General features: G+C 58.0%; 22 protein-coding genes and 1 pseudogene. 16 read left to right on the top strand and 7 right to left on the bottom strand.

From position 1 onward, the window contains the following. The first annotated feature begins 191 nt into the window (after window positions 1-191). The 12 genes from F3H58_RS20385 to F3H58_RS20330 all read left to right on the top strand — a co-directional run bounded on the left by F3H58_RS20385 (window position 192) and on the right by F3H58_RS20330 (window position 11,628). Window positions 192-521 (top strand): XdhC family protein, encoded by a 330-nt coding sequence (locus F3H58_RS20385; protein ID WP_149743529.1) that lies wholly within the window; start codon window positions 192-194, stop codon window positions 519-521. Further along, window positions 521-1,228 (top strand): XdhC family protein, encoded by a 708-nt coding sequence (locus tag F3H58_RS20380; RefSeq protein WP_149743528.1) that lies wholly within the window; start codon window positions 521-523, stop codon window positions 1,226-1,228. Before F3H58_RS20385 ends, F3H58_RS20380 begins: the two co-directional genes overlap by 1 nt. Then, window positions 1,225-2,859 carry an NTP transferase domain-containing protein gene (locus F3H58_RS20375; RefSeq protein ID WP_149743527.1) on the top strand — a complete coding sequence of 545 codons (1,635 nt, stop codon included), beginning with the start codon at window positions 1,225-1,227 and terminating at the stop codon, window positions 2,857-2,859. Before F3H58_RS20380 ends, F3H58_RS20375 begins: the two co-directional genes overlap by 4 nt. Before the next feature lie 523 nt (window positions 2,860-3,382). Next, the gene (locus tag F3H58_RS20370) at window positions 3,383-4,357 is read left to right on the top strand and encodes a VOC family protein (RefSeq protein WP_149743526.1); all 975 of its coding nucleotides are present in this window, start codon (window positions 3,383-3,385) and stop codon (window positions 4,355-4,357) included. A gap of 1 nt (window position 4,358) precedes the next feature. Then, window positions 4,359-5,090 carry a PIG-L deacetylase family protein gene (locus F3H58_RS20365; protein WP_149743525.1) on the top strand — a complete coding sequence of 244 codons (732 nt, stop codon included), beginning with the start codon at window positions 4,359-4,361 and terminating at the stop codon, window positions 5,088-5,090. Continuing rightward, a complete protein-coding gene (locus F3H58_RS20360) occupies window positions 5,090-5,761 on the top strand; it encodes a 4-carboxy-4-hydroxy-2-oxoadipate aldolase/oxaloacetate decarboxylase (protein ID WP_149743524.1) in 672 nt (223 codons plus the stop codon). The genes F3H58_RS20365 and F3H58_RS20360 overlap by 1 nt, the downstream gene beginning before the upstream one ends. After that, the gene (locus F3H58_RS20355; RefSeq protein WP_210246924.1) at window positions 5,754-6,824 is read left to right on the top strand and encodes a 4-oxalomesaconate tautomerase; all 1,071 of its coding nucleotides are present in this window, start codon (window positions 5,754-5,756) and stop codon (window positions 6,822-6,824) included. The genes F3H58_RS20360 and F3H58_RS20355 overlap by 8 nt, the downstream gene beginning before the upstream one ends. A gap of 45 nt (window positions 6,825-6,869) precedes the next feature. Further along, window positions 6,870-7,484: a malonic semialdehyde reductase gene (locus F3H58_RS20350; protein ID WP_502706420.1), complete on the top strand. Its 615-nt coding sequence runs from the start codon at window positions 6,870-6,872 to the stop codon at window positions 7,482-7,484. Next, entirely contained in the window at window positions 7,477-8,385 is a 909-nt protein-coding gene (locus tag F3H58_RS20345) for an NAD(P)-dependent oxidoreductase (protein ID WP_149743522.1), read from the top strand. The genes F3H58_RS20350 and F3H58_RS20345 overlap by 8 nt, the downstream gene beginning before the upstream one ends. Window positions 8,386-8,567: 182 nt before the next feature. Continuing rightward, on the top strand, window positions 8,568-9,542 hold the full coding sequence (locus F3H58_RS20340; protein WP_149743521.1) for a Bug family tripartite tricarboxylate transporter substrate binding protein: 975 nt from the start codon (window positions 8,568-8,570) through the stop codon (window positions 9,540-9,542). A gap of 121 nt (window positions 9,543-9,663) precedes the next feature. Continuing rightward, complete coding sequence (locus F3H58_RS20335; protein WP_188128998.1) at window positions 9,664-10,116, top strand: tripartite tricarboxylate transporter TctB family protein; 453 nt, start codon at window positions 9,664-9,666, stop codon at window positions 10,114-10,116. A 9-nt stretch (window positions 10,117-10,125) separates the two neighbouring features. Further along, window positions 10,126-11,628 carry a tripartite tricarboxylate transporter permease gene (locus tag F3H58_RS20330; protein ID WP_149743519.1) on the top strand — a complete coding sequence of 501 codons (1,503 nt, stop codon included), beginning with the start codon at window positions 10,126-10,128 and terminating at the stop codon, window positions 11,626-11,628. 64 nt (window positions 11,629-11,692) lie between these two features. On the opposite strand, the gene F3H58_RS20325 is transcribed toward F3H58_RS20330, so the two are convergent. Further along, a complete protein-coding gene (locus tag F3H58_RS20325) occupies window positions 11,693-12,964 on the bottom strand; it encodes a LysR family transcriptional regulator (protein ID WP_188128997.1) in 1,272 nt (423 codons plus the stop codon). Window positions 12,965-13,245: 281 nt separating this feature from the next. On the opposite strand from F3H58_RS20325, the gene F3H58_RS20320 reads away from it, so the two are divergent. Together F3H58_RS20320 and F3H58_RS20315 are read left to right on the top strand one after the other, a co-directional pair. Next, complete coding sequence (locus tag F3H58_RS20320; RefSeq protein WP_353619446.1) at window positions 13,246-14,715, top strand: aldehyde dehydrogenase family protein; 1,470 nt, start codon at window positions 13,246-13,248, stop codon at window positions 14,713-14,715. A gap of 122 nt (window positions 14,716-14,837) precedes the next feature. Then, entirely contained in the window at window positions 14,838-15,581 is a 744-nt protein-coding gene (locus F3H58_RS20315; protein ID WP_149743516.1) for a class II aldolase/adducin family protein, read from the top strand. A 382-nt stretch (window positions 15,582-15,963) separates the two neighbouring features. On the opposite strand, the gene F3H58_RS20310 is transcribed toward F3H58_RS20315, so the two are convergent. The 6 genes and pseudogenes from F3H58_RS20310 to F3H58_RS20285 form a co-directional block, all read right to left on the bottom strand. Beyond that, window positions 15,964-17,013 carry an AraC family transcriptional regulator gene (locus F3H58_RS20310; protein WP_149743515.1) on the bottom strand — a complete coding sequence of 350 codons (1,050 nt, stop codon included), beginning with the start codon at window positions 17,011-17,013 and terminating at the stop codon, window positions 15,964-15,966. A 312-nt stretch (window positions 17,014-17,325) separates the two neighbouring features. Then, window positions 17,326-17,604: pseudogene (locus tag F3H58_RS27740) on the bottom strand (LysR substrate-binding domain-containing protein); the annotation flags it as partial. Window positions 17,605-17,637: 33 nt separating this feature from the next. Next, on the bottom strand, window positions 17,638-18,246 hold the full coding sequence (locus F3H58_RS20300; RefSeq protein WP_149743514.1) for a ferric reductase-like transmembrane domain-containing protein: 609 nt from the start codon (window positions 18,244-18,246) through the stop codon (window positions 17,638-17,640). Between the two features lie 9 nt (window positions 18,247-18,255). Then, complete coding sequence (locus tag F3H58_RS20295) at window positions 18,256-18,744, bottom strand: peptidase associated/transthyretin-like domain-containing protein (protein WP_149743513.1); 489 nt, start codon at window positions 18,742-18,744, stop codon at window positions 18,256-18,258. Window positions 18,745-19,265: 521 nt separating this feature from the next. Continuing rightward, window positions 19,266-20,084 (bottom strand): class I SAM-dependent methyltransferase, encoded by an 819-nt coding sequence (locus tag F3H58_RS20290; protein ID WP_149743512.1) that lies wholly within the window; start codon window positions 20,082-20,084, stop codon window positions 19,266-19,268. Next, window positions 20,068-21,483, bottom strand: coding sequence for an APC family permease (locus F3H58_RS20285; RefSeq protein WP_149743511.1), 1,416 nt, complete (start codon window positions 21,481-21,483; stop codon window positions 20,068-20,070). The genes F3H58_RS20290 and F3H58_RS20285 overlap by 17 nt, the downstream gene beginning before the upstream one ends. A 733-nt stretch (window positions 21,484-22,216) precedes the next feature. Between F3H58_RS20285 and F3H58_RS20280 the strand changes: the two genes are divergently transcribed. Both F3H58_RS20280 and F3H58_RS20275 read left to right on the top strand, forming a co-directional pair. Continuing rightward, the gene (locus tag F3H58_RS20280) at window positions 22,217-22,936 is read left to right on the top strand and encodes a response regulator (protein WP_149743510.1); all 720 of its coding nucleotides are present in this window, start codon (window positions 22,217-22,219) and stop codon (window positions 22,934-22,936) included. Beyond that, complete coding sequence (locus tag F3H58_RS20275; RefSeq protein ID WP_149743509.1) at window positions 22,933-24,447, top strand: ATP-binding protein; 1,515 nt, start codon at window positions 22,933-22,935, stop codon at window positions 24,445-24,447. Before F3H58_RS20280 ends, F3H58_RS20275 begins: the two co-directional genes overlap by 4 nt. Window positions 24,448-24,549 lie beyond the last annotated feature (102 nt).

The raw sequence follows: 24,549 nt of genomic DNA, 5'->3' as shown, positions 1-24,549 counted from the left end.
CGCCGGGATCCGCGATCGGTATAAGGCGACCACAGAAGGGCTGGCGCGTTGAATCGTAATGACGGTATCGTTCCGGTGTGGCGAGGGTAAGGGATGATGGCGAAACCGGCTATGACAGTAAGATCCTCCAGCTGCGCTCGAATCTGGCCGGCGACGCGACGGAATGCCTTGGAGACCGTAAGAGGTGCTGCATGAATGAGATGATGACGAATCTGGATCCACTGGTGACTGCGGAGACGTGGAGGAGGAGCGGCCGGGAGGTCGCGATCGCCACCGTCGTCGAGACATGGGGTTCGGCACCGCGGCCACCAGGAAGCCATCTGGTAATTGATAGTGAGGCCAATTTTGAGGGCTCGGTTTCCGGGGGGTGCGTGGAAGGTGCGGTCATCATCGAAGCACTGGAGGTCATTGGGACTGGCGAGGCAAGGATGCTGGAATTCGGCGTCGCCGATGAGACGGCTTGGCGCGTCGGCCTTTCCTGTGGCGGGCGCATTCGCGTCTATGTAGAAAGGCTCGGCTGATGGAGTTGGCGACGCTAGAGCGGCTGAACGCCTGTAGGCGGGCGCGGGTTGCGGCTGCATTGATTACCAATCTCGGCAGTGGCGATGGCAGGGTCGTTGCGGAAGGCGATGAGCTTGACGGTGGCCTTGGCGAGGCGATGGCTCGTGCGTTCCGCTCCGGACGCTCGACGGTTGTTGAGCTTAACGATGGTCGCTATTTCCTGAACGTTTATATGCCGCCACCCGATGTCGTCATTATCGGAGCCGTTCATATCAGCCAGGTCTTGGCAAAAATGGCAGCACTCGCTGGTTTCAATGTCCGTATCATTGACCCCCGGACGGCTTTCGCGACGCCTGAGCGCTTTCCCGGGATCAACCTGGTGGCTGCCTGGCCCTCAGACGCCCTGAAGGACAATCCGCTCGACGCTTATACTGCGCTCGTCGCAGTGACGCATGATCCGAAAATAGACGATTTCCCGATTGCCGAGGCCTTGCGTCGCGGTTGCTTTTATGTCGGGGCGCTCGGAAGCAGAAGAACTCATGCGTCGCGTCTGGAACGACTAAGGGCCGAGGGCTTTGCCGACGAAGCGCTCAGCCGCATCAAAGGGCCTGTCGGGTTGCCTATCGGCGCTTCCAGTCCGGCTGAGATCGCGGTCGCCATCCTAGCGCAGATTATTGAGGCGTTGCGGACGCGAGATATCATAACGCGGGAGGGCGGCACCCGATGAAATTCGGCGAATTTCCAGTCGCCGGTGCGGAAGGGCTAATGCTCGCGCACGCAGTCAAACTGCCGGAGCGGACCTTGCGCAAAGGGCACCGTGTTTCTCGCGCGGATGTTGAGGCGCTCACGCAGGCCGGGATCGCGAGCATCACCGCAGCGCGGATCGAGGCCGGCGACCTCGACGAAGACGAAGCGGCCCGGAGGCTTGCCGCAGCTATTGCGCCGGACCACCTGCGTTTCTCTGAGGCCGCAACCGGACGCGTCAATGTTTATGCCGCCAGTGACGGGCTCTTCATTGCAGATCGTCGTGTTGTTGATCGCGTCAATCGGATCGATCCGGCGATCACGCTGGCTTGTCTAGCAGATCATGTGCGTGTCCGGGCTGGTGACATGGTAGCGACGTTCAAAATCATTCCGCTTGCTGTGCCGGGTATCAAGGTGGAAGCCGCTTGTGACGCCTTGAGCGCGGCCGCGGCCTTCGAGGTCAAACCGTTCAGACAATACGCGGTGTCGCTTATCGCCACGGAACTGCCGTCGCTCAAACCTGCGGTCATGGAAAAGACGACTCGGGTTCTGGAGCGGCGGTTAGCTGTATATGGGAACCAGTTGGCGCGCGAGCAACGTGTGGCTCACCGGCAAGACTCCCTCGCGGTCGAAATTGCTCGCGCGCTGGAAGCTCCAGATAATTCTCCAAAACTCGTGATTGTTTTCGGAGCATCGGCTGTGATCGACGGGGACGATGTAATCCCCGCAGCTATCCGCCAAGCGGGAGGTGAAATTCTGAGCGTAGGTATGCCCGTCGATCCTGGCAATCTTATTGTTCTCGGACGGATTGGCGAAACTTATGTCGCGGGGGCGCCTGGCTGTGCGCGGAGCCCTAAGGAAAATGGCTTCGATTGGATTCTCGATCGCATCCTGGCTGGTGAAAAGCCGGATGCGCATGATCTGACGAGCATGGGTGTCGGAGGGCTGCTGATGGAAATTGAGAGTCGGCCACGACCGCGGGAAAGCTCAGAGGATCATCGCCGACCCGCGACCGTTGCGGTCGTCATCCTGGCTGCCGGGAAAGCCAGCCGGATGGGTGAGGGTGGCGCCCACAAGCTGCTGGCCGAATTCGATGGGGAGCCGCTGGTGCGCCGTGCTGCGAAAACCGCTCTTGCCACCAACGCGGCCCCCGTCGTCGTCGTGACTGGCCACCGGCAGAGCGAGATTGTGGCGGCACTGTCGGGACTGGACGTGACCGCTGTCGAAAACCCTGATTACGCATCCGGCATGGCAAGTTCGCTTGTCTCGGGTTTTTCGGCCGCGCCAGCCCGCTATTCGGACGGTGTCCTCGTCATGCTCGCCGATATGCCCGGCGTGACGACAGCCGATCTCAACCTCCTCATCGCAGCGTTCCGCTCCGCTTCCGGCCGGGCAATCGTTCGCGCAGTCTCACTTGGCAAGCGTGGCAACCCGGTCATTCTTCCCCGATTGCTCGGCGACGCTGTGATGCGGCTTGAAGGCGACGTCGGGGCGCGGCATATAATCGAGACATCGGGGCTGCCGGTCATCGATGTCGATATCGGCGAAGCGGCACATCTGGACGTCGATACTCCCGAGGCCGTTGTGGCGGCTGGTGGCATTTTGAGGCGCTAGAGCGACTCGTCGGGTGTTTTCCGCAACGTAGTGCTTCCGGTAAAAGTCACGCGCTCGCGCAGCGAATACCCTTGCGCTTCAATCTCCGCACCACACGTCAGGTAACAACGAAATGGCTCGCCATCGCTGATACCGCGATAGTGCGAACGGCTGAGGCCGCCGAAGGGGGGCAGGTGACGGCACGGCTGCCGGTCTTTGGCACGACGAATTTTCTGAAACGTGCTGTTTCTGAAGAAACTGGCTGCTCTGGCGCAGGAAACCTTAACGGTGAAAGTTTCCAGCGGCGCCGACCCGACCGGGTTGCTTGGAATAAGGGTTGGAGGGGAAGGATTAGCCAAATTTTATAACCCCGCAGCTGAAAGCGATTGGCCAAGATTGGCTCGGCTTCATATCATTTCCGTCAGCACGCAAAACTCGGTCGCGACAGTCACCGCGCAAAATCTTAAATCTGGGCGTCTCGAACGGTGTGATTTTGCAGCCCGTGTCGCAGTAGGGAACCGCGACGCGATTGTGGGAGGATTGGATGCCAGAAAATTGTTTCGATGTTGCTCACCTCGGGCATGTTGAGCTCCTTACGGATAAACCGGTGGAGAGCCTGGACTTCTTTGTCAATGTTTATGGCCTGACGGAGAGCGGTCGCGAAGATAATTCGGTCTATCTCAGAGCATGGGACGACTATGAGTTCCACACGCTGAAACTGACGGCTTCGAAGACAACTGGCGTCGGCCATGTTGCATACCGGACAGCGTCACCCGAGGCGCTTCAGCGGCGCGTTGACGTTATCGAACGGATGGGATGCGCGATCGGGTGGGTCGACGGCGACATGGGCCACGGGAAGGCCTTCCGTTTCCATGATCCTGACGGACACGTCTTTGAGCTCTACTACGACACCAAGCGCTACGTCGCTCCTCCTGCAGAACGTCCGGCGCTGAAGAACCTCGCGCAACGTTACCACGGCCGGGGTGCTGCCGTCAGGCGCATCGACCACCTGAATCTGCTTGCCAAAGATGTGAGCGCTATTCGCGACTTCATGGCCCAGGCGCTCGGCAGCCGCGTGACCGAGCAAATACAACTCGACAATGGGCGGCTTGGGGGATGCTGGTTCACGGTCAACAACAAGACTTACGACATCGCCTACACAGAAGATCACTCGGATATGAGCGGCCGCTTTCACCATGTGACCTATGCCGTTGATTGCCGTGAGGACGTACTGCGTGCTGCGGACATCTTTCTGGAGAACGGCGTTTTCATCGAAACCGGCCCCCATAAACACGCAATTCAAGGCACTTTCTTCCTCTATGTCTACGAACCGGCGGGAAACCGGGTCGAAGTGGCAAATGCCGGTGCGCGGCTCATCCTCGATCCCTCCTGGGAGACGGTAACCTGGACGGAGACAGAGCGCAAAAAGGGTCAGGCCTGGGGTCTTCCAACCATACCGAGCTTTCATAGTCATGGGACGCCGCCGGCGACGGCGGCGGTCGACAAACAGGAGAAGTGATATGACCAACAAGACTGCGCTCGTCGTGAGCGCCCACTCCGCTGACTTCGTCTGGCGCTGCGGCGGCGCGATCGCGCTCCACGCAGCCAAGGGGTACGACGTATCAGTCGTGTGCCTGTCCTACGGAGAGCGCGGGGAAAGCGCCAAGCTGTGGAAGCAGGAGGGTATGACCCTCGAGGGAGTGAAAGCAGCCCGGCGCAAGGAGGCCGAAGCCGCCGCGAAAGCGCTCGATGTACGCGAGATTCTATTCTTCGACCTCGGGGACTATCCGCTTCGGGCGGATCGAAGTGCGCGCAACGATCTTGTCGATGTAATCCGTCGTGTCCAGCCGGAATTCATGCTCTCACATTCACTCGAAGATCCCTATAACACCGATCATCCATACGCCACCCGTGTGGCGCTGGAATGCCGAATGGTTGCTCAGGCCTGGGGCCATAACCCGGGTGAAAAAATCCTCGGAGCGCCTCAGCTTTATCTGTTCGAACCGCATCAGACCGAGCAGTGCTCCTGGAAACCCGACACGATCCTCGACATTACAGAAGTGTGGGCAAAGAAAAGGGCCGCGATCGAGTGCATGGAAGGCCAGCAGCATCTGTGGGCTTACTATCAGAACGTGGCGGAAAACCGAGCCAATCACTTCCGCCGCAACTCGGGCGGACAGGCAGGCGGTCGCGAGGCTAAATATGCGGAAGGCTTCCAGTCGATCTTTCCCCGTACCGTGGATGAGCTCTGATGGCGATTGTTGTTCAAAACACGGCGCGTGCGCCGCTTCAGGTTGTCGATGCGCTCGCACGGCATGGCGTGGCCACCGTGCACGAGGCCCAGGGGCGTTCCGGGCTTCTGCTGCCGTATATGCGCCCGATCTACAAAGGCTGCCGGATCGCGGGAACTGCCGTTACCGTCTCAATCCCTCCGGCGGACAATTGGATGATCCATGTCGCTGTCGAGCAGTGCCGGGAAGGCGATGTTCTGGTGGTGGCACCGACATCGCCAAGTGACGCTGGCTATTTTGGCGAACTGCTCGCAACGTCGTTAGTAAGACGCGGCGTACGCGGCTTGATTATCGAGGCAGGGTGCCGCGACGTTGCCGAGCTCGAACAGATGGGGTTTCCGGTATGGTCTCGGAATGTTTCGGCCCAGGGCACCGTCAAGGAAACACTTGGCGACGTAAATGTGCAGATCGTCTGCGCCGGACAGGCAATCAACCCCGGTGACGTCATTGTCGCCGATGACGACGGGGTCTGCGTGGTGAAGCGAGAGAGTGCCGAAGATGTGCTAGTCGCGTCGCAAAGCCGCGCGGAAAAAGAAGCGGCCAATCGAGCGCGGTTCGAGGCCGGTGAACTGGGCCTCGATGTTTATGGCATGCGCGAGAAGCTGGCGGGGAAAGGGTTGCGCTATGTCTAACTTCGGCGCAGATGGCGTGCGATGCATGTGGATGCGCGGTGGAACGTCGAAGGGGGGCTACTTCCTGCAATCCGACCTACCGCAGGAACCGAGCGCGCGCGATGCCTTCCTGCTGAAGGTCATGGGATCGCCCGACCCCCGGCAGATCGACGGAATGGGAGGCGCTGATCCGCTGACTTCAAAGGTCGCCGTGATCCGCCCTTCCAGCCATCCCGGGATTGATGTTGACTTTCTGTTTTTGCAGGTCTTCGTCGATGAGCCCATCGTCACGGACAGTCAAAATTGTGGCAACATCCTTGCGGGCGTTGGGCCCTTCGCGGTGGAGCGAGGACTAGTCGCGGTCAGAGACGGTGTCAGCGAGGTTCGCGTGTTCATGGAGAACACGAACCAGGTGGCTGCCGTTCGCTTCGAAACGCCGGGGGGAGTGGTGCGCTACGCCGGTGATGCCAAAATTGACGGGGTGCCGGGTAGGGCAGCACCGGTCTCGATCATGTTCGAGGACACCGCCGGCTCGACATGCGGCGCGCTCTTGCCGACCGGTAATACCGTTGACACGATCGAAGGCGTTCAGGCAACACTCATCGATAATGGTATGCCGTGCGTGGTGATGTGCGCGCGGGATCTCGGGGTAATGGGCACGGAGGCTCCAGAAGAACTGGAGCAAAACGTCGCGTTGCGGAAGAAGCTGGAGTCGATCCGTCTTGCGGCGGGCCCCTTGATGAACCTCGGAGATGTGAGCAAGAAGTCCGTACCAAAATTGACGATGGTATCCGAACCTCAACATGGCGGGACCGTCTCCACCCGCACTTTCATCCCGCACCGCTGCCATTCCTCCATAGGGGTGTTTGGCGCTGTGAGCGTGGCGACCGCCTGCTTGCTGCCGGGTTCTCCGGCCGCCAGGGTCGCCCAGGTCCCCGTCGGCGGGTCGAAAACGCTGTCCATCGAACATCCCACGGGAGAAACGGCCGTCGTACTCACATGCGGCGATGACGGAATGCCGCAAAGGGCCGGCATGCTGCGCACGGCCCGCAAGCTGTTCGACGGCCTTGTGTTCGTCGAATAGCCCTCGATCTGCGACGTGCAGCTCCACAATACGATTTCAGGAGAGATGGATATGACCTTAAACATCAGGATTGACCGGGTTGACCCGAAGAGCGTTGCGCAGCTTTTTCTCGAGGCGCGGACGCACTATTTTTGGCAGGACAAGCCTGTCTCCGACGAGTTGTTGCGCGAAGTGTACGATATCGCCCGGATGGCGCCAACCAGCGGTAACGGTAATCCCATGCGCGTCGTTTTCGTGAAGACGCCGGAAGCAAAGCAGCGCTTATTGCCGGCACTCAAACCTGGCAACGTCGATAAAACGATGAGCGCGCCGGTGACCGCGGTGCTCGGTTTCGACCTAGAGTTCTACAACCATTTCGATCGCTTGGCTCCGTTCGCCACCGGCCGGAAGGAAATGTACATTGCTGATGCTGATCTAACCCACCGCGCAGCGTTTCGCAATGGAACGTTGCAGGGAGCATATCTTATCCTGGCAGCCCGTGCGCTGGGTCTCGACTGCGGACCTATGTCGGGTTTCGATCACGACATCGTGGACCAAAGCTTCTTCGCCAGTGGCAAGGTCCGGTCAAACTTCCTCGTCAACCTAGGCTACGGTGATCCGGAGAAGCTTTTTCCGCGCCAAGAGCGTTTCCACTTTGACGAGGTGTGCACAATTGTCTGACGATGCGAATTCGGCATCCGTTCAGTCGTTCCGTGAAATCGGCTTTATCGGTTTTGGCGAGTTGGCGCAAACCTTCACCGCGGGCCTAGGGGCCGTTGACCGCGCTCGCGTCGCGGCCTTTGACCTCAAGTTTGATCAGGCAGGCAGTGATTGCCTTAAAGCGGCACGCGCACTGGGCGTCCGCATCGCCCCGGACATCGACAGTTTGCTGGCCAGAGCGGACTTGGTCTTTTCAGCGGTGACTGCTGAAAACAGCGGGACGGTGGCGGCTGCGGTCGGACCGGTCGCCCATGTGGGGATGCTGTTCATCGACCTGAATTCGGTCTCGCCTGGACGAAAGCGTCAATCGGCATCCTGCTTTAAGTCAGTCGACAGCTATGTGGATCTCGCAGTCATGGCGCCGGTGCAGCCTCTAGGCTTGGCCACACCGTGCCTAGCGTCCGGACCGTCCGCCGGAGAAGCCCATGCGGTGCTTTCGGCGATCGGAATGAATGTAAGCGTGGTCGATGAGATTGTTGGTAATGCGGCCGTGATCAAGATGATCCGTAGTGTCATGGTTAAAGGCCTGGAGAGCCTGACCTACGAGTGCCTCGCTTCCGCCCACGTCGCCGGTGTTCTCCCCCAAATCCTCGACAGTCTGGACAAGAGCTTCCCAGCGATGAAATGGCGTAGTGCCGCAGCCTACAATATCAGCCGCATGCTCGATCACGGCATCCGTCGGGCAGCAGAGATGCGTGAGGCGGCAAAGACGGTCGCCGAGCTAGGGCTCGATCCGGTAGCAAGCCTCGCCACAGTCGAGCACCAGCAGCGGCTAGGCGAACTTCACGAGTCCGGAGATCTCGGTTTGGGGCTCGAGGGGATGCTCGAGCTGATCATGAAGCGGCATCCCCGAAGGAGTTGATCAACGGCCTTTTGCGTTAGCCCATTAGCCGGATCTTATATCTTGACTTAGCGATCGAATATGACAGCCGACCGTCGCGAGGTTAATGTGGAGAGGTGGAGGAAAGTCCGGCTGGTGAATGAACGCCAGTTGGAGATTGCATTCGTGCGCTGGCGTACGAGCAAGTGGAGGAGGAAATCCAAATGACTATCCAATCGAATTTATTCACTGCCGGTATCGTTTTGAGCGCGCTCCTGGTCGGAGCTCCCGGCCACGCACAGGAACAGACTTACCCAAACAGACGCATCAGCATGGTCGTTGGATACTCCCCGGGGGGGTTCGCAGACACTCTCGCCCGCGTCGTTTCTGATGGCCTCGGGCGGAAGCTCAATGAGGCGGTCACTGTGGAAAACCGTGATGGTGCCGGCGGAAACATCGCTGCTACCGCGATCTCGATGGCTGCCCCCGACGGGTACACCATCCTGGTCACCACCACGTCCATCGCGATCAGCCAAACGGCTTATCACAATCTCGGCTACAAATCAGATCAGTTCATCCCAGTTGCCATTCCGGCGTCGGCGCCGGAGATTATTGCCGTCCCGGCGGGCTCTAAAATTAAATCCCTGAACGACTATGTCGCCCTGGCGAAGTCCGCTGGAGGTGCGACCTTCTCAAGCGCGGGAGTGGGGTCCGGCTCCCACTTGGCTGCGGAATATTTTTTCAAGCAGCAGTCCGGCGCGGAGGTGGTCCACGTGCCGTTCCGGGGTGGCGCGCTTGCTGTCCAGGCGGCGATTGGCGACCAGGTTGATCTGGTCGCTGCCTCCTTCGGCATTACCGCCCAAATCAACGAAGGTCTCCTTCGGGGGTTAGCCGTGGCGAGCAAGGCACGTGTTAAGGCAGCACCCGACGTGCCGACATACGCAGAGCTCGGATTCGGTGACTATGAAGCTGCTTCGTGGGTGGGCTTTTTTGTGCCGGTCGGTACCCCCGCCAATGTCGTTGAGAAGCTTAATGCCGAAATCAACGCCGTCATCAGCAACCCAGAGGCTTCGGCACAACTGGCGAAGCAGGGCTACGTGCTTCAGGCGCGTGATACGGCTGAAACCGCCAAGTACTTCCAGGATGAGATCAAGGTCTGGGGGGAGCGAGTGAAGGCCCTCAACATTTCCATCGACTGAGCCGGAGCAGGCATGGGTAAGGGTGAGTGGGAAGCGCCGCCGCCCACCCATGACCGAGGGAGGGTACATGCGAGCTTTACTCATAAGAGGTCTTCGTCCCGGTGTTGCTGTACGGATGCGGTTGACGAAAGACTTTGTGGGCGGTCTTCTTTTGATCGCCATCGCGGCCATAGCGCTGTGGTCGCTCAGCGGCCTGAGCCAAGGGACAATGCGTGTGGTTGGGCCCGCGATGTTTCCGCGCTGGGTGGCTGTAGCCATGGGGATCTACGGGGCTGTCATGGTCCTTACGTCGTTTGTCCGGGAAGGGCTTTCCTGTGAACGACTTACACTGCGCGGAATAGTGTTCGTGACCTTGGGCATTCTCGCGTTTGCGGCAAGCATCCGCGTCCTTGGGTTTTTTATTGCAGCGCCTGTGCTGGGTTTTCTCAGTGGCTTCGCGCATCCGCATCTGAAAATTCGCGAGTCACTCATCTTGTCGATCGCACTGGCTATCGCCTGCGCTCTTCTTTTCAGATTTCTGCTCGGCCTGCCTATTCCGATGCTTGTGCTGCCAGGCGTTTCCATCAACTTTTGAGAGGCGGTCATGGACTTTTTTGCCAATCTGGCGCTCGGCTTTTCCGTCGCGGTTACTGTCAATAACTTGTTTCTGTGTTTCTGCGGATGTCTGCTTGGAACGCTGATTGGCGTGCTTCCTGGAATCGGGCCGATCGCCACTATCGCCATTCTGCTTCCAGTCACGTTTGGTCTCGATCCGGTCAGTGCCCTCATCATGCTGTCCGGGATCTACTATGGAGCCCAGTATGGCGGTTCGACCACGGCCATTCTCCTGAATATTCCGGGAGAGGCGAGTTCGGTGATTACGGCCATCGATGGCCATCAGATGGCGAAGAACGGGCAGGCAGGCATTGCGCTTGGGATTGCCGCGCTCGGATCTTTTGTCGCTGGCAGCGTTTCAACGCTGTTGATCGCGGCCGTGGCTACGCCTCTAACCAAGGTTGCCTTGTTCTTTGGACCGGTCGAGTACTTCTCGCTCATGTTCATGGGGCTGATCGTGGCCGTGATGCTGGCGAGCGGATCGGTCGGAAAGGCCATAGCAATGGTGCTATTCGGAACGTTGCTGTCGACGGTTGGGCCGGATTTGACAACGGGGCAAGGACGGATGACCTTCGGATTGCCATGGCTGGCCGACGGCATTGACGTCGGTTTGATCGGCATGGGCCTGTTTGGCGTCGCCGAAATCTTGCGCAACCTCGAAAATCCGGGAGAGCGTCAGTTCACTGAGGGACCAATCGGGAGGCTGTTGCCGGGTCGGTTCGATCTCCGCCGCGCTCTCGGTCCGGTCGTGCGAGGAACCGGATTGGGCGCGATTCTCGGGATCCTGCCGGGAAACGGCGCGGTATTGGCATCTTACGTCTCTTACACCCTGGAGAAACGCCGTTCGAAAACGCCCGACCAGTTTGGAAAGGGAGCGATCGAAGGCGTTGCTGGCCCGGAATCAGCCAACAATGCCGGCGCACAGACGTCGTTCATACCGCTATTGACCCTTGGTATCCCGCCGAATGCGGTTATGGCAATGATGGTGGGTGGTATGATGATCCACGGGATCGTACCCGGGCCCCAAATTATGACCCAGGAGCCATCCCTGTTCTGGGGGCTGATCGTTTCGATGTGGGTCGGAAACTTGATGCTCCTCGTGATCAATCTGCCGCTTGTCGGATTGTGGGTGAAACTTTTGAGGGTGCCCTATCGCTTGCTATATGTCGCGATTCTGCTGCTTTGCTGTGTCGGCGTCTATTCTCTCAACAACGAACCGGCCGATGTGCTGCTTCTCGCGATTTTTGGCCTCCTTGGCTATCTTCTCGTCAAGCTTGGCTTCGAGCTACCGCCACTCGCACTCGGGCTCGTTCTCGGGGGAATGATGGAAGAGAATTTCCGTCAGGCCATGCTCATCTCGCGCGGTAGCCCCCTAGTGTTTATCGAGAGTCCTCTCAGCGCCGTATTTCTCGCCCTCTCGGCGCTGTGGCTGGTGATCGCGGTGTCGCCATCGATCCGTCGGCGGCGGAATGAAGTCTTCGTCGAAGAATAAGGGCGTGCTTCCCCAGCCCGATAAGGCGGCGGCGCCCAGGCGCTGCCGCCTTTTTTAATTGCTATTATTCCACCGCCGAACGGCGCAGCGCTTCCAACATCGCTGAAGAAAGTTCTGTTGGAAGATAATCGCGTCGGGTCGTCACTCCGATCGCTCGGCGCAGTCCCTTCATCGCATACGGCAACGGAGCGATCTTTTGTTCCGCAATCTCGTCTTTCGCCTGCCGAACCGAAAGAAGCGCCAGACGGTCGCTGTTGAGCAACATGGCTCGAACGACGGTGAACGAACCCGTCTCTATCAGCCCTTCCTCTCGGGGAGCTTCACCGGCATCCGCCAGAAGTTCGTCAAAAAGCTCCCGTGCCGGCGAACCTTCGCGGGGTACGAGCCAACGTGCCCGTGCAAGGTCGGCGATTGAGACCGCTGACTTTCCATGAAGCGGATGCCCTGAGCGTGCCAGAACCGCCAGCTGGTCTTCAAAAAGAACTTCCTCTTCGACGTCGACCGCAGGTGCCGGGCTGCGCAGAGCTCCGATAAGGCAGTCGATCTCACCGTTACGGAGCGCCTCCAGCAGTATTTCGTATGACCCGTCGACCACGGAGATGGAGGCGTGCGGGAACTTCTCTGAGACCAGCTTCAATGCGGTCGGGACAATATTGGCTTGGGCGAGCGGAAGCGAACCGATGGATATCCGGCCTCTAATAATACCATTGGCAGCGGCGATATCCTGTGTCGCGAGTTCGATTTCATGGAAGGCCAGATTGGCGCTACGAGCCAAAGCCCGCCCGATCCGGGTCAACACCAATCCCTGGCTTACCCGCTCGAAAAGAGGCACTCCCGCCAGTTCCTCCAACTGGGTCGCTGCCCGATGCACTGAAGGGGGCGTGATCCCCAAATAGCGTGCTGCTCCGGCAAAGTTTCCGGTATGTGCAATCGCCGACAATGCACGCAGCTGTGACGTCGACACAAAGCGCTCGAAGGTGACACGACTGGCGGGCTGACGTGTACTCCCGCCCAATCGCTGGCCTGCTTCCGCGATAAAGTCGAGCGCACGCTTGACCCTTACACCCAGTAACTGACCAGACTGCGTCGGGAACATTCCGATGGAGCGTCGCTCGAACAAGATGCAACCGAACTCGTCTTCGAGGTTAGCGATCGCCTGTGTGACGGCCGGTTGAGAAAGGTTAGCCTCCTGCGCCGCTCTGTTGACGCTGTTATGCACCATTGTGAGATGAAAAACACGTAGGTGTCGCAGGTTGGGTAACGCCTTCATGATCTTCGCGTCTTCCACAATCGGGTGCGAGACGATCGTCGCGCCATCAGACACACGATACGTCAAACGAGGCCCTAGTGCCAAGGGCATTAGCTGAAATTTATATGCCTGGCCGGAAAACCGATGATCTTGTCTGCCGGCAGCATGATAAGTGTTGAATTGTTAGCGAAGGGCTGCAGTACAGGGCACCGCGAGGCTGTTTCAAGCTCCGCAAGACGATTGCGAAGATTAACTTATCAACCCGTTCGGCCGCTGCCAGCTTTAGTCGAGGTTTTATAGATGTTACGGCTTTTATTGGCGCGGCCATTGTCGACGTCCAGCGTGCCGGCAGAATGGGAGGACAGGACGTGACTGCTATCAAACAGACGGCAATTTCGATGCCGACGCACAAGGATCTTTATTATAACGGAAGCTGGCAGGCGCCGGCCGGTGGACGCTATCTGGAATCGCTAAGCCCGGCGACGAGCGAGATCGTGGGGCAGTTCGCCGACGGGACCGCCGAAGATGTCGACGCTGCCGTGAGGAGTGCCAGGACCGCGTTTCCCGAGTGGGCAGCCACCGCGCCGTTCGAAAGAGCGAAAATACTTCGGGAGGTCGCTGCCCGCATCCGAGACCATGCCGAAGAACTCGCTTTGATTGACGCCGCTGATGGGGGCAATCCCGTCGCCGAAATGGGAAGAGATGTAAGTAACGCCGCGTCGCAGTTTGAGTTCTTCGCCGGTCTCGTGACTGAGATGAAGGGCGCGTCAATCCCGATGGGAAACAACGCTATCAACTTCAGTGTCCGGCAGCCCTGGGGCGTGGTCGCACGCATTGTCGCTTTCAACCATCCGTTCATGTTTACGGCCGCCAAAGCAGCTGCGCCGCTGGCAGCTGGTAACACAGTTATCATGAAGCCACCGGAGCAGGCTCCGCTCTCGGCGTTGCGCTTCGCGGAAATTATCGATGGCTTGTTGCCGAATGGCGTCTTGAACATATTGACGGGAGGACGCGATGTCGGCTCGGCACTGACGACCCATCCCGACATCGCCATGGTCACGTTGATCGGGAGTGTGCCGACGGGTAGAGCCGTGATGCGGGCCGCCGCCGAAACGCTGAAACCCGTACTGCTTGAACTCGGCGGCAAAAACGCCTTGATCGCTTTCCCGGACTGCGATCCGGACGAGGTGGCCAGAGCAATCGTTGCGGGAATGAATTTCATCTGGTGCGGACAGTCCTGTGGCTCCACGAGTCGCGCCTTCGTACACGAAAAACTGCATGATGCCGTACTGGATCGCGTGAAGCATCATATTGCCCACCACCAGCCTGGAATACCGACGGACCCCAGCACGACGATGGGAGCGCTTGTCAGCGAGGCACAGCATCGCAAGGTGCTCGACTATATCGAAATCGCCAAAGGCGAAGGCGCAAAACTCCTGTGGGGGGGCAAACAGCCCGATGATCCCAAGCTTTCGAAAGGCTACTTCGTTGAGCCGACCGTATTCCACGGCGTTACCCAGGAAATGCGCATTGCGTCCGAAGAGGTTTTCGGGCCCATACTGTCGATCCTGACCTGGTCGGACTACGACAGCATGATTGAACAGGTGAACCGCGTTGAATACGGGCTGACGTGTTCGATCTGGACCAATGATTTGAACGCCGCGCACCGCACAGCGCAGGCGACACAGGCAGGTTTCGTCTGGGTGAACGAAGTGAGCAAACATTTCCTTGGAACCCCGTTTGGTGGCTTTAAGCAGTCGGGGATCGGGCGCGAAGAGTGCCTTGCCGAGCTTCTTGCGTTCACGCAGGAGAAGAACATCCATATCAAGTTGAAGTAAGCGCTGCGGCGGCGGGAGGCCGCCGCTTACTATATGTGGTTGCTGCATCTGCTATGGAGCAAAACGCGCTGCGGGCGGGAGAGGCACCCTCCAACGGGCTAACGATATCTAAGGAGGAAATCATGACGCCAGCAGGAGACAGTCTAAAGTCAAGCCCTGTCCCGTCTCTGCTCGAGGATGTTGCGACAGCAAATCATATCCTGTTCGATCAGGGAATTCTTGACGCCTTCGGCCACGTCAGCGCACGGCACCCGTCTGATCCCCAGAAATTCCTGCTGTCGCGCAACCTTGCTCCACCGTTAGTGACGCGCGATGACATTCTGACGATCGATCTTGAGGGTAGGATCATGGATGAGCTTGGACGCCAGAGCTATCTAGAACGCTTCATCCATGCCGAAATCTATCGGCGCAGACCGGACGTGATGGCCATAGTTCACAGCCACGCCGCATCCGTCCTGCCCTTTACTATATCGAAAACGGTGAAATTGTGCCCGGTCTGTCATATGGCTGGCTTCATATGCTCGGAGGCCCCTGTGTACGAAATCCGGGAATTTGCTGGTGAAGCAAGTGACATGTTAATACGAAACGCCGCGCTTGGGGCAAGCTTAGCGGAATGCCTGGGTTCAAACGCAGTCGTACTCATGCGCGGCCATGGCATGACGGTTGTCGGCAACGATATTCGGCAAGCGGTATTCCGAGCGGTGTACACGGAAGCGAACGCCCGTATTCAGATGAATGCGATGGCTCTCGGGGTTATGGTCCCTATGACGCCAGAGGAAGCCGCTGCTGCCGACGAGGCCAACAGCGGCCAAGTGGCGCGCGCGTGGTCCTTTTGGGCAAGGAAGGCAAATGGGATTGCCGTTTAGAGCTGACAGACCTGCAACATGCTCGCGCTTTAAGTCGCATCGAATGCCTCTAAGACCAGATACGGCGCTACGACCGATGGGTAACACGAGCATCGTGCCGAAAGTAGAACCACAGGCGGCGTCCCAGCGCCGTCGGCGCGCGCAGGGAGGCTGTAATCGGCCGCTTCAGAAACGATCCATCGCGGTGACACCCAGACACTGAGCACTTCAGCATAAACAGCGATCGTCTACGCGAGATCTGTCCATGATCCCTGAGATCGCTGCGGTTACGCCGCATGAAGCTCTTTCAACCGAATTCGGTATTTTAAACGCAATAGGGGTGCAGGCTTATTGGAGTGGCATTATCCCTGGGCCCTCAGGCTGACCACGAACTATTGATCTATCATCGTGATAACGCCTGGCCGCTTTGCACGCTGCGGCTGGCATATTTGCTGTAAAGACGTTGTTGATTGATGGTGTCCTGTTTGGGCGCAACCCCGAATATCCGAGAGTACTCACGGCTGAACTGGGAGACGCTCTCGTAACCGACCTTGTAAGCGGCCTCTGTCACGTTAGCGGCCTCGGCTACCATCAGCCGCCTCGCTTCAAGAAGGCGCAACTGTTTCTGGAACTGCAGGGGCGTCATCGAGGTCAACGCCTTGAAGTGCTGTTGGAAGGACGATGGGCTCATTCGGGCAATGCCTGCCAGCTGTTCCAATGGCAATGGCTGGGCGAAATTCGTATGTAGCGCAGAAACCGCCTTAACGACACGCTCGATATTTGATTTCGGTAGCGCCAGTTTGCAGATTTCCCCTCCATGCGGTGAACTCAGCAGCCAATAGCAAATCTCCCGCATCACCGAGGGGTACAGAATCGGGATGGTCTTCGGCGCCTTCGCCATCCGGATGAGACGCATGATGCAGTCTGCCATCGGATCATCTACCTTGCCGACAAAAACACAAGGACCCGGATCCAATGTCGGAGCCGGCGGAGTGTCCATCTGTGCGAAAACCTCGCGCATCATGCCCACGTCCAAATCGATGGTTACACCGACAAAGGGCGCTTCGCGGCTCGCCTCAACGATCCGACCCTTCGCCGGAAGCTCGATGCTGACCACCAGGCATTCCATCGCGCCGTAATCAAACCTGCTCTCGCCGAAGTGAATTTCCTTGCCTCCCTGAAGCACAACACAGAGGGATGGCCGATAGAGCGCACGCATTGGCATCATTGCCTGGAACGACTGGACTATGTTGAAACCGTCGATGAGCGTTGGAAACAAACCCTCACCGCCGCCTTGCTCCGCGACGTATGCTGTGACCGCCGCGAGCAACGGTGAGGGTAGGCAAGTCTCCGATCGACTCTCCGGCCACCGTCGGGAGCGCTTTTCGAGCGACGGCTTGTCGCTGCGCGCGGGAACAGGCAAGGTTCTTGCTGGTTCTTGTGTTCCACTCATTCGACACTCCAACCAGCTTGAACTTGGCAATCAGATGGCCAATTAGAATGTTTCTTCAGTCCCCTCCGCCCCATATCGAGCGATTTCAAATCACATCCCTGCATTGGAATTCCCCGGTTGGTCAAAGCTTGCTGAGGAACGTACTGTGAAGGTGTCGCAAGAATTTCGCAGCGCAAAATGGATTTGTAACCAATTGTAACAGCCTGAATCGCTCAACAATTGATGCCGTGACCTCCGCAGCGACAAGAATGTCGGGCGTTATATTCCCAGGCGATCACCGCCGCGGGAACAAGCCTATCATTAGGGCGGGGATCAGTGCTGATCCCAAGGGGGCTGAGGCAAAAATCGCTTTACCAACTCATCAACGACGACTCGGACCTTCGGCGCCATATGCCGGGCTTGGGGCCAAAGGGCATGGATCGGAAAACCGCGCGTGTTGATTTCGGGCAATATCGGAATCAATCGTCCCTCGCGCAGATGATCGGCAATTAGCCACGTCGAAAGGAGTGCTATCCCCCGGCCCGCCAGCACGGCGTCGCAAAGCGCATCGCTATGATTGAAAGAGAGCCGACTGTTGAAGGCCCGCCGCTGGCAGCGAGACGCGTTTTCGTGAACTCCAGATGATCATTCCTTGCCTGAAGCACGCGATCTTGCACGCAACCAGGACCTCGCGACCGCTGCCACCGTCGCCGTCACGGTGAGACCGCAGAGCACGGCCTTGGAGGTCGTGTCCATCGTGCCTTCGATCAATATTGCGTGGATTGCGCTGCCGAGCACGACGATGCTGACGAGACTCGTGTGGCCGAGACGCCAGCTACGCGGGGAAAGGCGCCGCCCCAGCAGAGACAGTAGCGCGGCTGCAAAGAGGGCCCACATGGCGATGACCCCCCAGATGGAAAAGGGTGTCGGCGAGCGCAACAGTAGCGCGTCGATTATGTCGGGAGGGCTGGTGATCCACAGGCCACCGACGTGAATGACAACGGCCGCGACCAAAAAAACACCCACTATGCGGTGGACAACGCGGCCCTGCGGCAGACGCAATCCGGGCAGCCAGCCACGTGCGAGGAGGGGCTGAACTAGCAAGAGGCAGAGAGCAACGACGCCCGCCAAGCCGGCGGTTATATAAATCGGGTCGCGCCACGCCAGGTATTCGCTTGTTGCGGCAAAGGTCAGTGGCAACAGGGTCGCGAGCACCAAGCCGGTCCAGATCAGCAGCGCGGCGACCATGCCCATTGGCTGCGGTCAGGCCGACTGCAGGATGAAATGCGCCTCGAGCCTGGCGACCTTCGGGCTCGGGAGCAAGGGGCGAAGGAACACGGTATCGTATTCACCGCCGTCGTAGGCTAGGTGGGCATGCGCTTGACCGAGTGCTGGAATGATCTGCGGCATTTCTAGCCGAAACGCGCCATTCTCGTCGGTCAACGTTGCGCCGTGGCTACGCTCGTCTCGTTCACTGCCTTCAGTCGTATGCGCCCAGATCTGGATGCGCTGGCCCGGGAGTGGGGCGCCGTCTCCGGCACGACGCACGGTACCCGACATCACGAAGCCGCCGCCGCCGATACGCGCCACAATCGGCGCGCCGGGTAGATAGTTGTTGGCGCCGCCTCGCATTGATGGCGTCGCAGCGAGGCCTGCTGCCCGCGCAGGCACTCTGAGGCCAGCAAATCCGACCAGCGCGAAAACGCCGCTGGCCGCAAGCAACGCTCTGCGATCGAAGTTGACGTCAGACATGTTAATCTCCTTCCCGAGCCAGGTGATGAACTTGTAATAAACACTACCGCCTTTTCGGTTTGCGACCAATCGTGGCGGAGAACACGTCAGGGCACGGTTTCGTGATGAGAGACGGCCGGAGAATGTTCTGAACGGAACGGCGCTTCTGATCTCGTTAAAGTCTTGCCAAATAACTTTGGGCTGAGATAGCCTTTCGGTCTCCAGCTAGTTCATGACGGCAGGACACAGCGTCAAGACGTCCGCCCGCTTCTCCGGCGCGTGTTCCTCAACTTCGCCGTCCAATCGGTCGCGCCAGGCTCAATCATCATAAAAAGCCTTCCCCCCTTTGCCATATCAACCGAACGACACCTCAGCTCATCATGGAGATGTGCGGCCGCAGTGACCATGTCTTGAGGGCGTTGGTCCTTTCCCTCGTTTTGCGCAAGGTCATCCGGCGCAGCTCCTGGCGACTGACGTGCCGTAACCATTTGCGAGCCTGCACCGAATGAGTCTGCCTTTTGGTTATCAAGTCATGCCTATACTCAACCAGCGGCTCGATTTGCCGTCCAGTTTTCGCCGGCGCCTGTCGTGCCGCTGATTTGTTCGCCATTGATAGAACCGCTGTAGCGTGTTCCACCAGCCAGGAAACTGATTGCGGTTCCTTCAACTTTGGCGTCGCTGATCGGGTGCTCGGTGCCATCGATTGTGAGTGTACCCGACAGCATTTGATACTGCTGCGTGAGGGAAAGTTTTCCGTCTCCGACCGTCCACTCGCCAGCGACCTTGGCAGGGATGACCCACTTATAGGCCTGGCACCAGGATTGGCAGTCGCCTTCTACACGGACTTGGTCATCCGCCTTCCAGTCTCCCATGTCGAAACTGTTGGAGACCACGCGTGTACCCGGTTTCATGTCCAGCAGGATCGGGCGAAGGCGCTCGTTCAACTCTGGCAGCAGAAACAGCGTGATAACCGAAGCGTCGGAAAAGTCCGACTTGAAGATATCGCCTTCAACGAAGGTGGCGCGTTCAGCAACGCCGGCTGCCTGAGCATTACGTTGAGAAAGAGCAACCAGATCGGGATTGTACTCGATGCCGTGCGCGCGAGCCCCGAGCTTGGCAACGCTGATGACGGTGCGTCCATCCCCCGATCCAAGGTCGATCACATAGTCGTTCTCATTGATGTTCGCCATTTCGAGCATCCTGTCGACCAGTTCCTGATGCGTTGGAACCCATACCACGTCCTTACCGCGCTGTCCGACCGATGGCGTATAGGTTTCGGAGGTGGTTGTCTGCGCCTCAGCGTGGGCGAGAGAAAGGGCGACAACAGTGCTGGCAAGGGCCAGTCTACGAAGCATCTGCATGGCGTATCTCCTTGTCGTTGGGGTGGCTCAAAGGTTTGTGAAGTACTGGCAACGACTGTTGCCTGTCGGGTCCATCGACGCGCTGAAATCTGAGAAGCGGTGTTCCTGCCAGAAGAACGGCGACGCCGATGAAGGCTGCAAATCCCGTGTAAGCGAGGCTTCCGTGCAGCATGTAAGCGCATGTCAGGCAGAACAGGATTGGTGTTACGGGATAGAGAGGAACCGAGAACGGCCGCGGCGTGTCTGGCGTCCGCCAGCGCAAGATGAACAGCGCCAGACCGATCAGCAGAAGGAACCCCCAAAAGACTGGCGCGGTGTAATCCACCATTGCCTGGAACCCGTCCCGTGTGCCGGTTCCAATGCCGACAAGCAAGAGTGCGATTGCCGCCTGCACGATCAGGGCATTGGCTGGTGTCTTGCCCCGCTCGTTCCATTCAGCAACCCTCGGGAAAAGCGTAAGATCGCGCGCCATTGCGTAGTAAACCCGCCCGCCCGTGAAGATCGTGGCGTTGAGCGTCGAGATCGCGGCAATCGCCACTGCGATACTGACGACGACGGCACCACTTGGCCCGAGGGTCGTACGCATCATATCAGCAGCAACCGCATCAGAACCACGAAGACCGTCCAGACCCAAAACGGCAAGCATTGCAAGATTGGCGGTGACATAAAGCAACGCAATCGCACCCGTTCCAAGAATTAGAACCTTCGCGACGTTTCTTCGGGCGTCCCTGATCTCCCCGGTAAGGTAAGCAACCTCTGTCCATCCGCCATAAGTGAGCAGAACGAATATCATAGCTAAGCTAAGCGCTGCCGATGAGGGCGCAGCATCGATGACGACAGGCATTTCCTCTTGCGATGAAAAAAAGAAACCGGTGAGGATAATGCCGACGACAGCCGCGATTTCCAGGGCTGTGACGACAATCTGCAGATGCTTACTTTGCCTGGTTCCGATGACATTGATTGTCGTCAGAACGACAATCGAAAGTGCCGCGAAGACGGCAGGGCCGTGTTCGCCTGCGGGGAAAAGCTGGGCAAGATAGTCGCCGAGTACAAAGGCGACTGCAGCTATGGCGCCTGTCTGCATAACGGTGCCTCTCGCCCATCCAAAGAGGACGGCAACCGATTTGCCATAGGCTCTAGAAAGAAAGTGATATTCTCCACCAGAGTGTGGATGTGCTGATGCCAGTTCGGCATAACACAGAGCCCCAACAAGAGTCGCGAATCCGCCGACGATCCAGACAAGAATGAATTCCAGTTCACTGCCAACATTTGCCGCGACGAGCGATGGCGTACGAAAAATGCCAATCCCGATAACGAGACCGACCATGATGATGATTGCATCGAAGGCGGAAAGTGATGCGCGAGAGGACGATGGCGGAGGACGGACGATTTTTGACATATACCTTTACCCCTGGGACGGCATGAATGTCGGATAGACGAGCGCCGTTTCCATTGCTGGAAAGTCTGCTTCGGCGGGCCGAAGAATCGATGGACGGAAGAGCTATCAGGGGTGTGTCGCATGGTGTTGCCAGAGACTGGGCAATTTGTAACAAGCTGTCGCAAGAGATCGTGAGGCTGACGAGCTTCGCAACATCGCGACGCCTTCAACAGCCGAAAATCGGGCCGCCTCGCTGGTCAGCCGCTATTCGATCGCATACTGCGAACAATGGTCCGCAGAGCAGATCGGCTGATACGAGTCAGCGATTGGTTTTTGTAAGGTCGAAAACTTACTCGACCTTGGCGCATCAGTCATGGCTGCGGGTCACTCCCTGGCTATTGCGGTTTGTTGAACCACCGATGACCGGTTAAGGCCACCGGTGTTGTTGTCGCTATAGCCTTGGGGCTGGGTCTTCACGACCCGCCACCCCTAACTGCGAAGTGTCAGCAATATGTGCCAACATTGTTGCGTATCACGAAAATCGCCATGCCATGTTGCGCGACGATGCCGGTCAGAACCTTCTCGATTAAACTGGTATGATGCAAAAGCCCAGAAAATAGGGCCAGTCAGCCGGGTATGGGGTCAGGCATTGTTGCGAGCTTCACCGTTGGCTGCTGCGAAACTTTGATACACTTTTTAAGCTGCGAAGACGGCTTAGTTTGATGTATTCTTGATATTAAACGAGGACACCATCATGGACGCCGGCGCGCATATAATTGTTGTTGATGATCACGGTGATATCCGGGATCTCGTTCAACAATACCTTGAACAACAGGGCTACAGGGTTACAGCCGTCGAAAGTGGTGCGGCCCTGCGTCGTCTGTTGGAAAAACAAGCGGCGGACCTGATTGTTCTCGATGTTATGATGCCAGGTGAGGACGGGCTTTCGGTATGCCGTCAGCTGCGAGCGTCAACCGGGATTCCGGTGATCTTTCTCACCGCAATGGCTGATGACACGGACAGGATCATCGGCCTGGAAATTGGCGCGGACGATTACCTTGTCAAACCCTTTAATCCCAGAGAACTTCTGGCCCGCATTCGAGCCGTTCTGCGCAGATCCGGCAACCCCAATACGCCGATCGCCTCGGCGAACCTGAAGAATGTTCGGGTCGGACCGTGGCGCGTGAATCTCGGCCGCCAGGAGATTTCCGGTGAGGACGGAGTGGGAATTCCCTTAAGTTCAGCGGAATTCCGTCTTTTGAAGGTCTTCATCGATCGGCCGGGGTTTGTATTAAGCCGGGAACAGCTGCTCGACCTGACTGTTGGTCGCACCGCCGACGTTTTTGACCGTACAATTGATAACCAGGTCAGCCGGTTGAGGAAGAAAATCGAAGACAATCCAAAGAACCCGTCGATTATCAAGACGCATTGGGGCGGCGGCTACAGCCTCTCAGTGGAAGTGGCTCCAGAATGATAAAGAAATGGACGAAAACTCTCGCGGCGCAATTCATCGGCTTTACCCTTGCGGCCTTGCTCATCGCTCAAGCTATTACATTCGTCATATCATGGAATGAGCATTGGAAGGCAGTGGATGCCGCTGCCAAGAGCGAGTTCTTCAGCCGCACCCGCACAATAACGCGTCTTGTCAACAACGCCGTTCCAACCTCCAGGCAGCAGGTGCTCACCGCGAGTGAAACGGGGGACTCGCGTTTTTGGATAAGCGATCAAGATCCAGCGAGCGCGGCGACATGGAGATTGCAGGCGGTTGACCACTTCAGCCGACCGCTCGAAAACTACGTCGACCTCGTGCAGTTTTTTGAAGGTGGAACAGCCGTACCGCAGATACCGACGGCAAAAAGCGTGGCGTCCTCGAACCGTGGCCAGGAATGGAAGGCCCCCCATCAGGAGCTGTGGACGCTTCCGCAACCGGTGAAGTATCTCTACTTCGACGGAGCTCGCGGATATGGCATGGCTGTGAGGCTGGATGACGGCAATTATCTGAACGCTGCCTTCTACACAAAACAAGGTAGCTGGTGGACCTCGACTTCCTTGAGTTCGCTTGTTTTAACGGCCGCCGTGCTTGCCATCATCGGAGTTCTGGTGGGAAACCGTATTGCCAGGCCTCTGAGAAGTCTGGCAATCGCCGCCGAAGCTCTTGGGCGTGGTGAGAACCTCCCGCCACTGGAGGAATCCGGGCCGGAAGAGGTCAGGCGAACAGCATCCGCGTTCAACCAGATGCAAGCTCGCCTGCACCGGTTTATTGATGACAGAACGAAAATGCTCGCCGCTATTGGTCATGATCTGCGCACACCGCTCACGTCTCTGCGGCTGAGAACCGAATTCGTCAAGGATGAGGAGATCCAGCGGAAAATGCTCGCGACGATCGAGGAGTTGCAGAGCATGACCGAAGCTGCGATCGCCTTCGCTCGCGGCGAGTCGACAGAGGAAGAGACCCGGCCAATCCAGCTTGAGGCTTTGGTTGGCAGCATATGCGACGACCAGGAGGATCTGGGACGGCCTGTTAGTTTAGTTTGCGCTGACAAGATCACCTATCGCTGTCGACCGGACGGGCTAAGGCGTGCGGTTCGCAACATCGTCGAAAACGCTGTTCGATATGGTTCCGAAGCCAAGGTCCTAATCGTTCAGACGGCGACAACGGTGGACATTGTCGTCGAGGATCGTGGTCCGGGCATTCCAGACGACATGAAAGAAAAGGTCTTTGCTCCATTTTTCAGGCTGGAAGCATCTCGCAATAAACAAACTGGAGGGATTGGGCTCGGTCTGGCAATTGCGCGTGCAGTTGCTCGCCAGCATGGCGGCGACATTGTATTCGTCACCACAGAAAATGGGATGCGCACGATCATTTCTCTCCCGCGTCACGATGATGGGGAAGCGGGTAGAAGTGCAAAAGCGAAACGTTGGAACGTCAGCGCCGCGATCATCCCGACACGTCGTCGAAGACAAGCCACTTCGGTCTCGTCTTGATCGTTGCATTGGCTGATCTCCCTGGACTTCTTGGTAGCAACGGTCCCGCAAGCTCAGAGCTCCATTTCAGACCCAGACCTCAGAGAACTCCATCTCTGTTTG

The organism is Rhizobium sp. NFACC06-2 (assembly GCF_900101425.1).
GTDB lineage: Bacteria > Pseudomonadota > Alphaproteobacteria > Rhizobiales > Rhizobiaceae > Agrobacterium > Agrobacterium leguminum.
The sequence above is the reverse complement of the archived record's forward strand: the minus strand, read 5'-3'. Positions and strand labels throughout refer to the sequence as shown.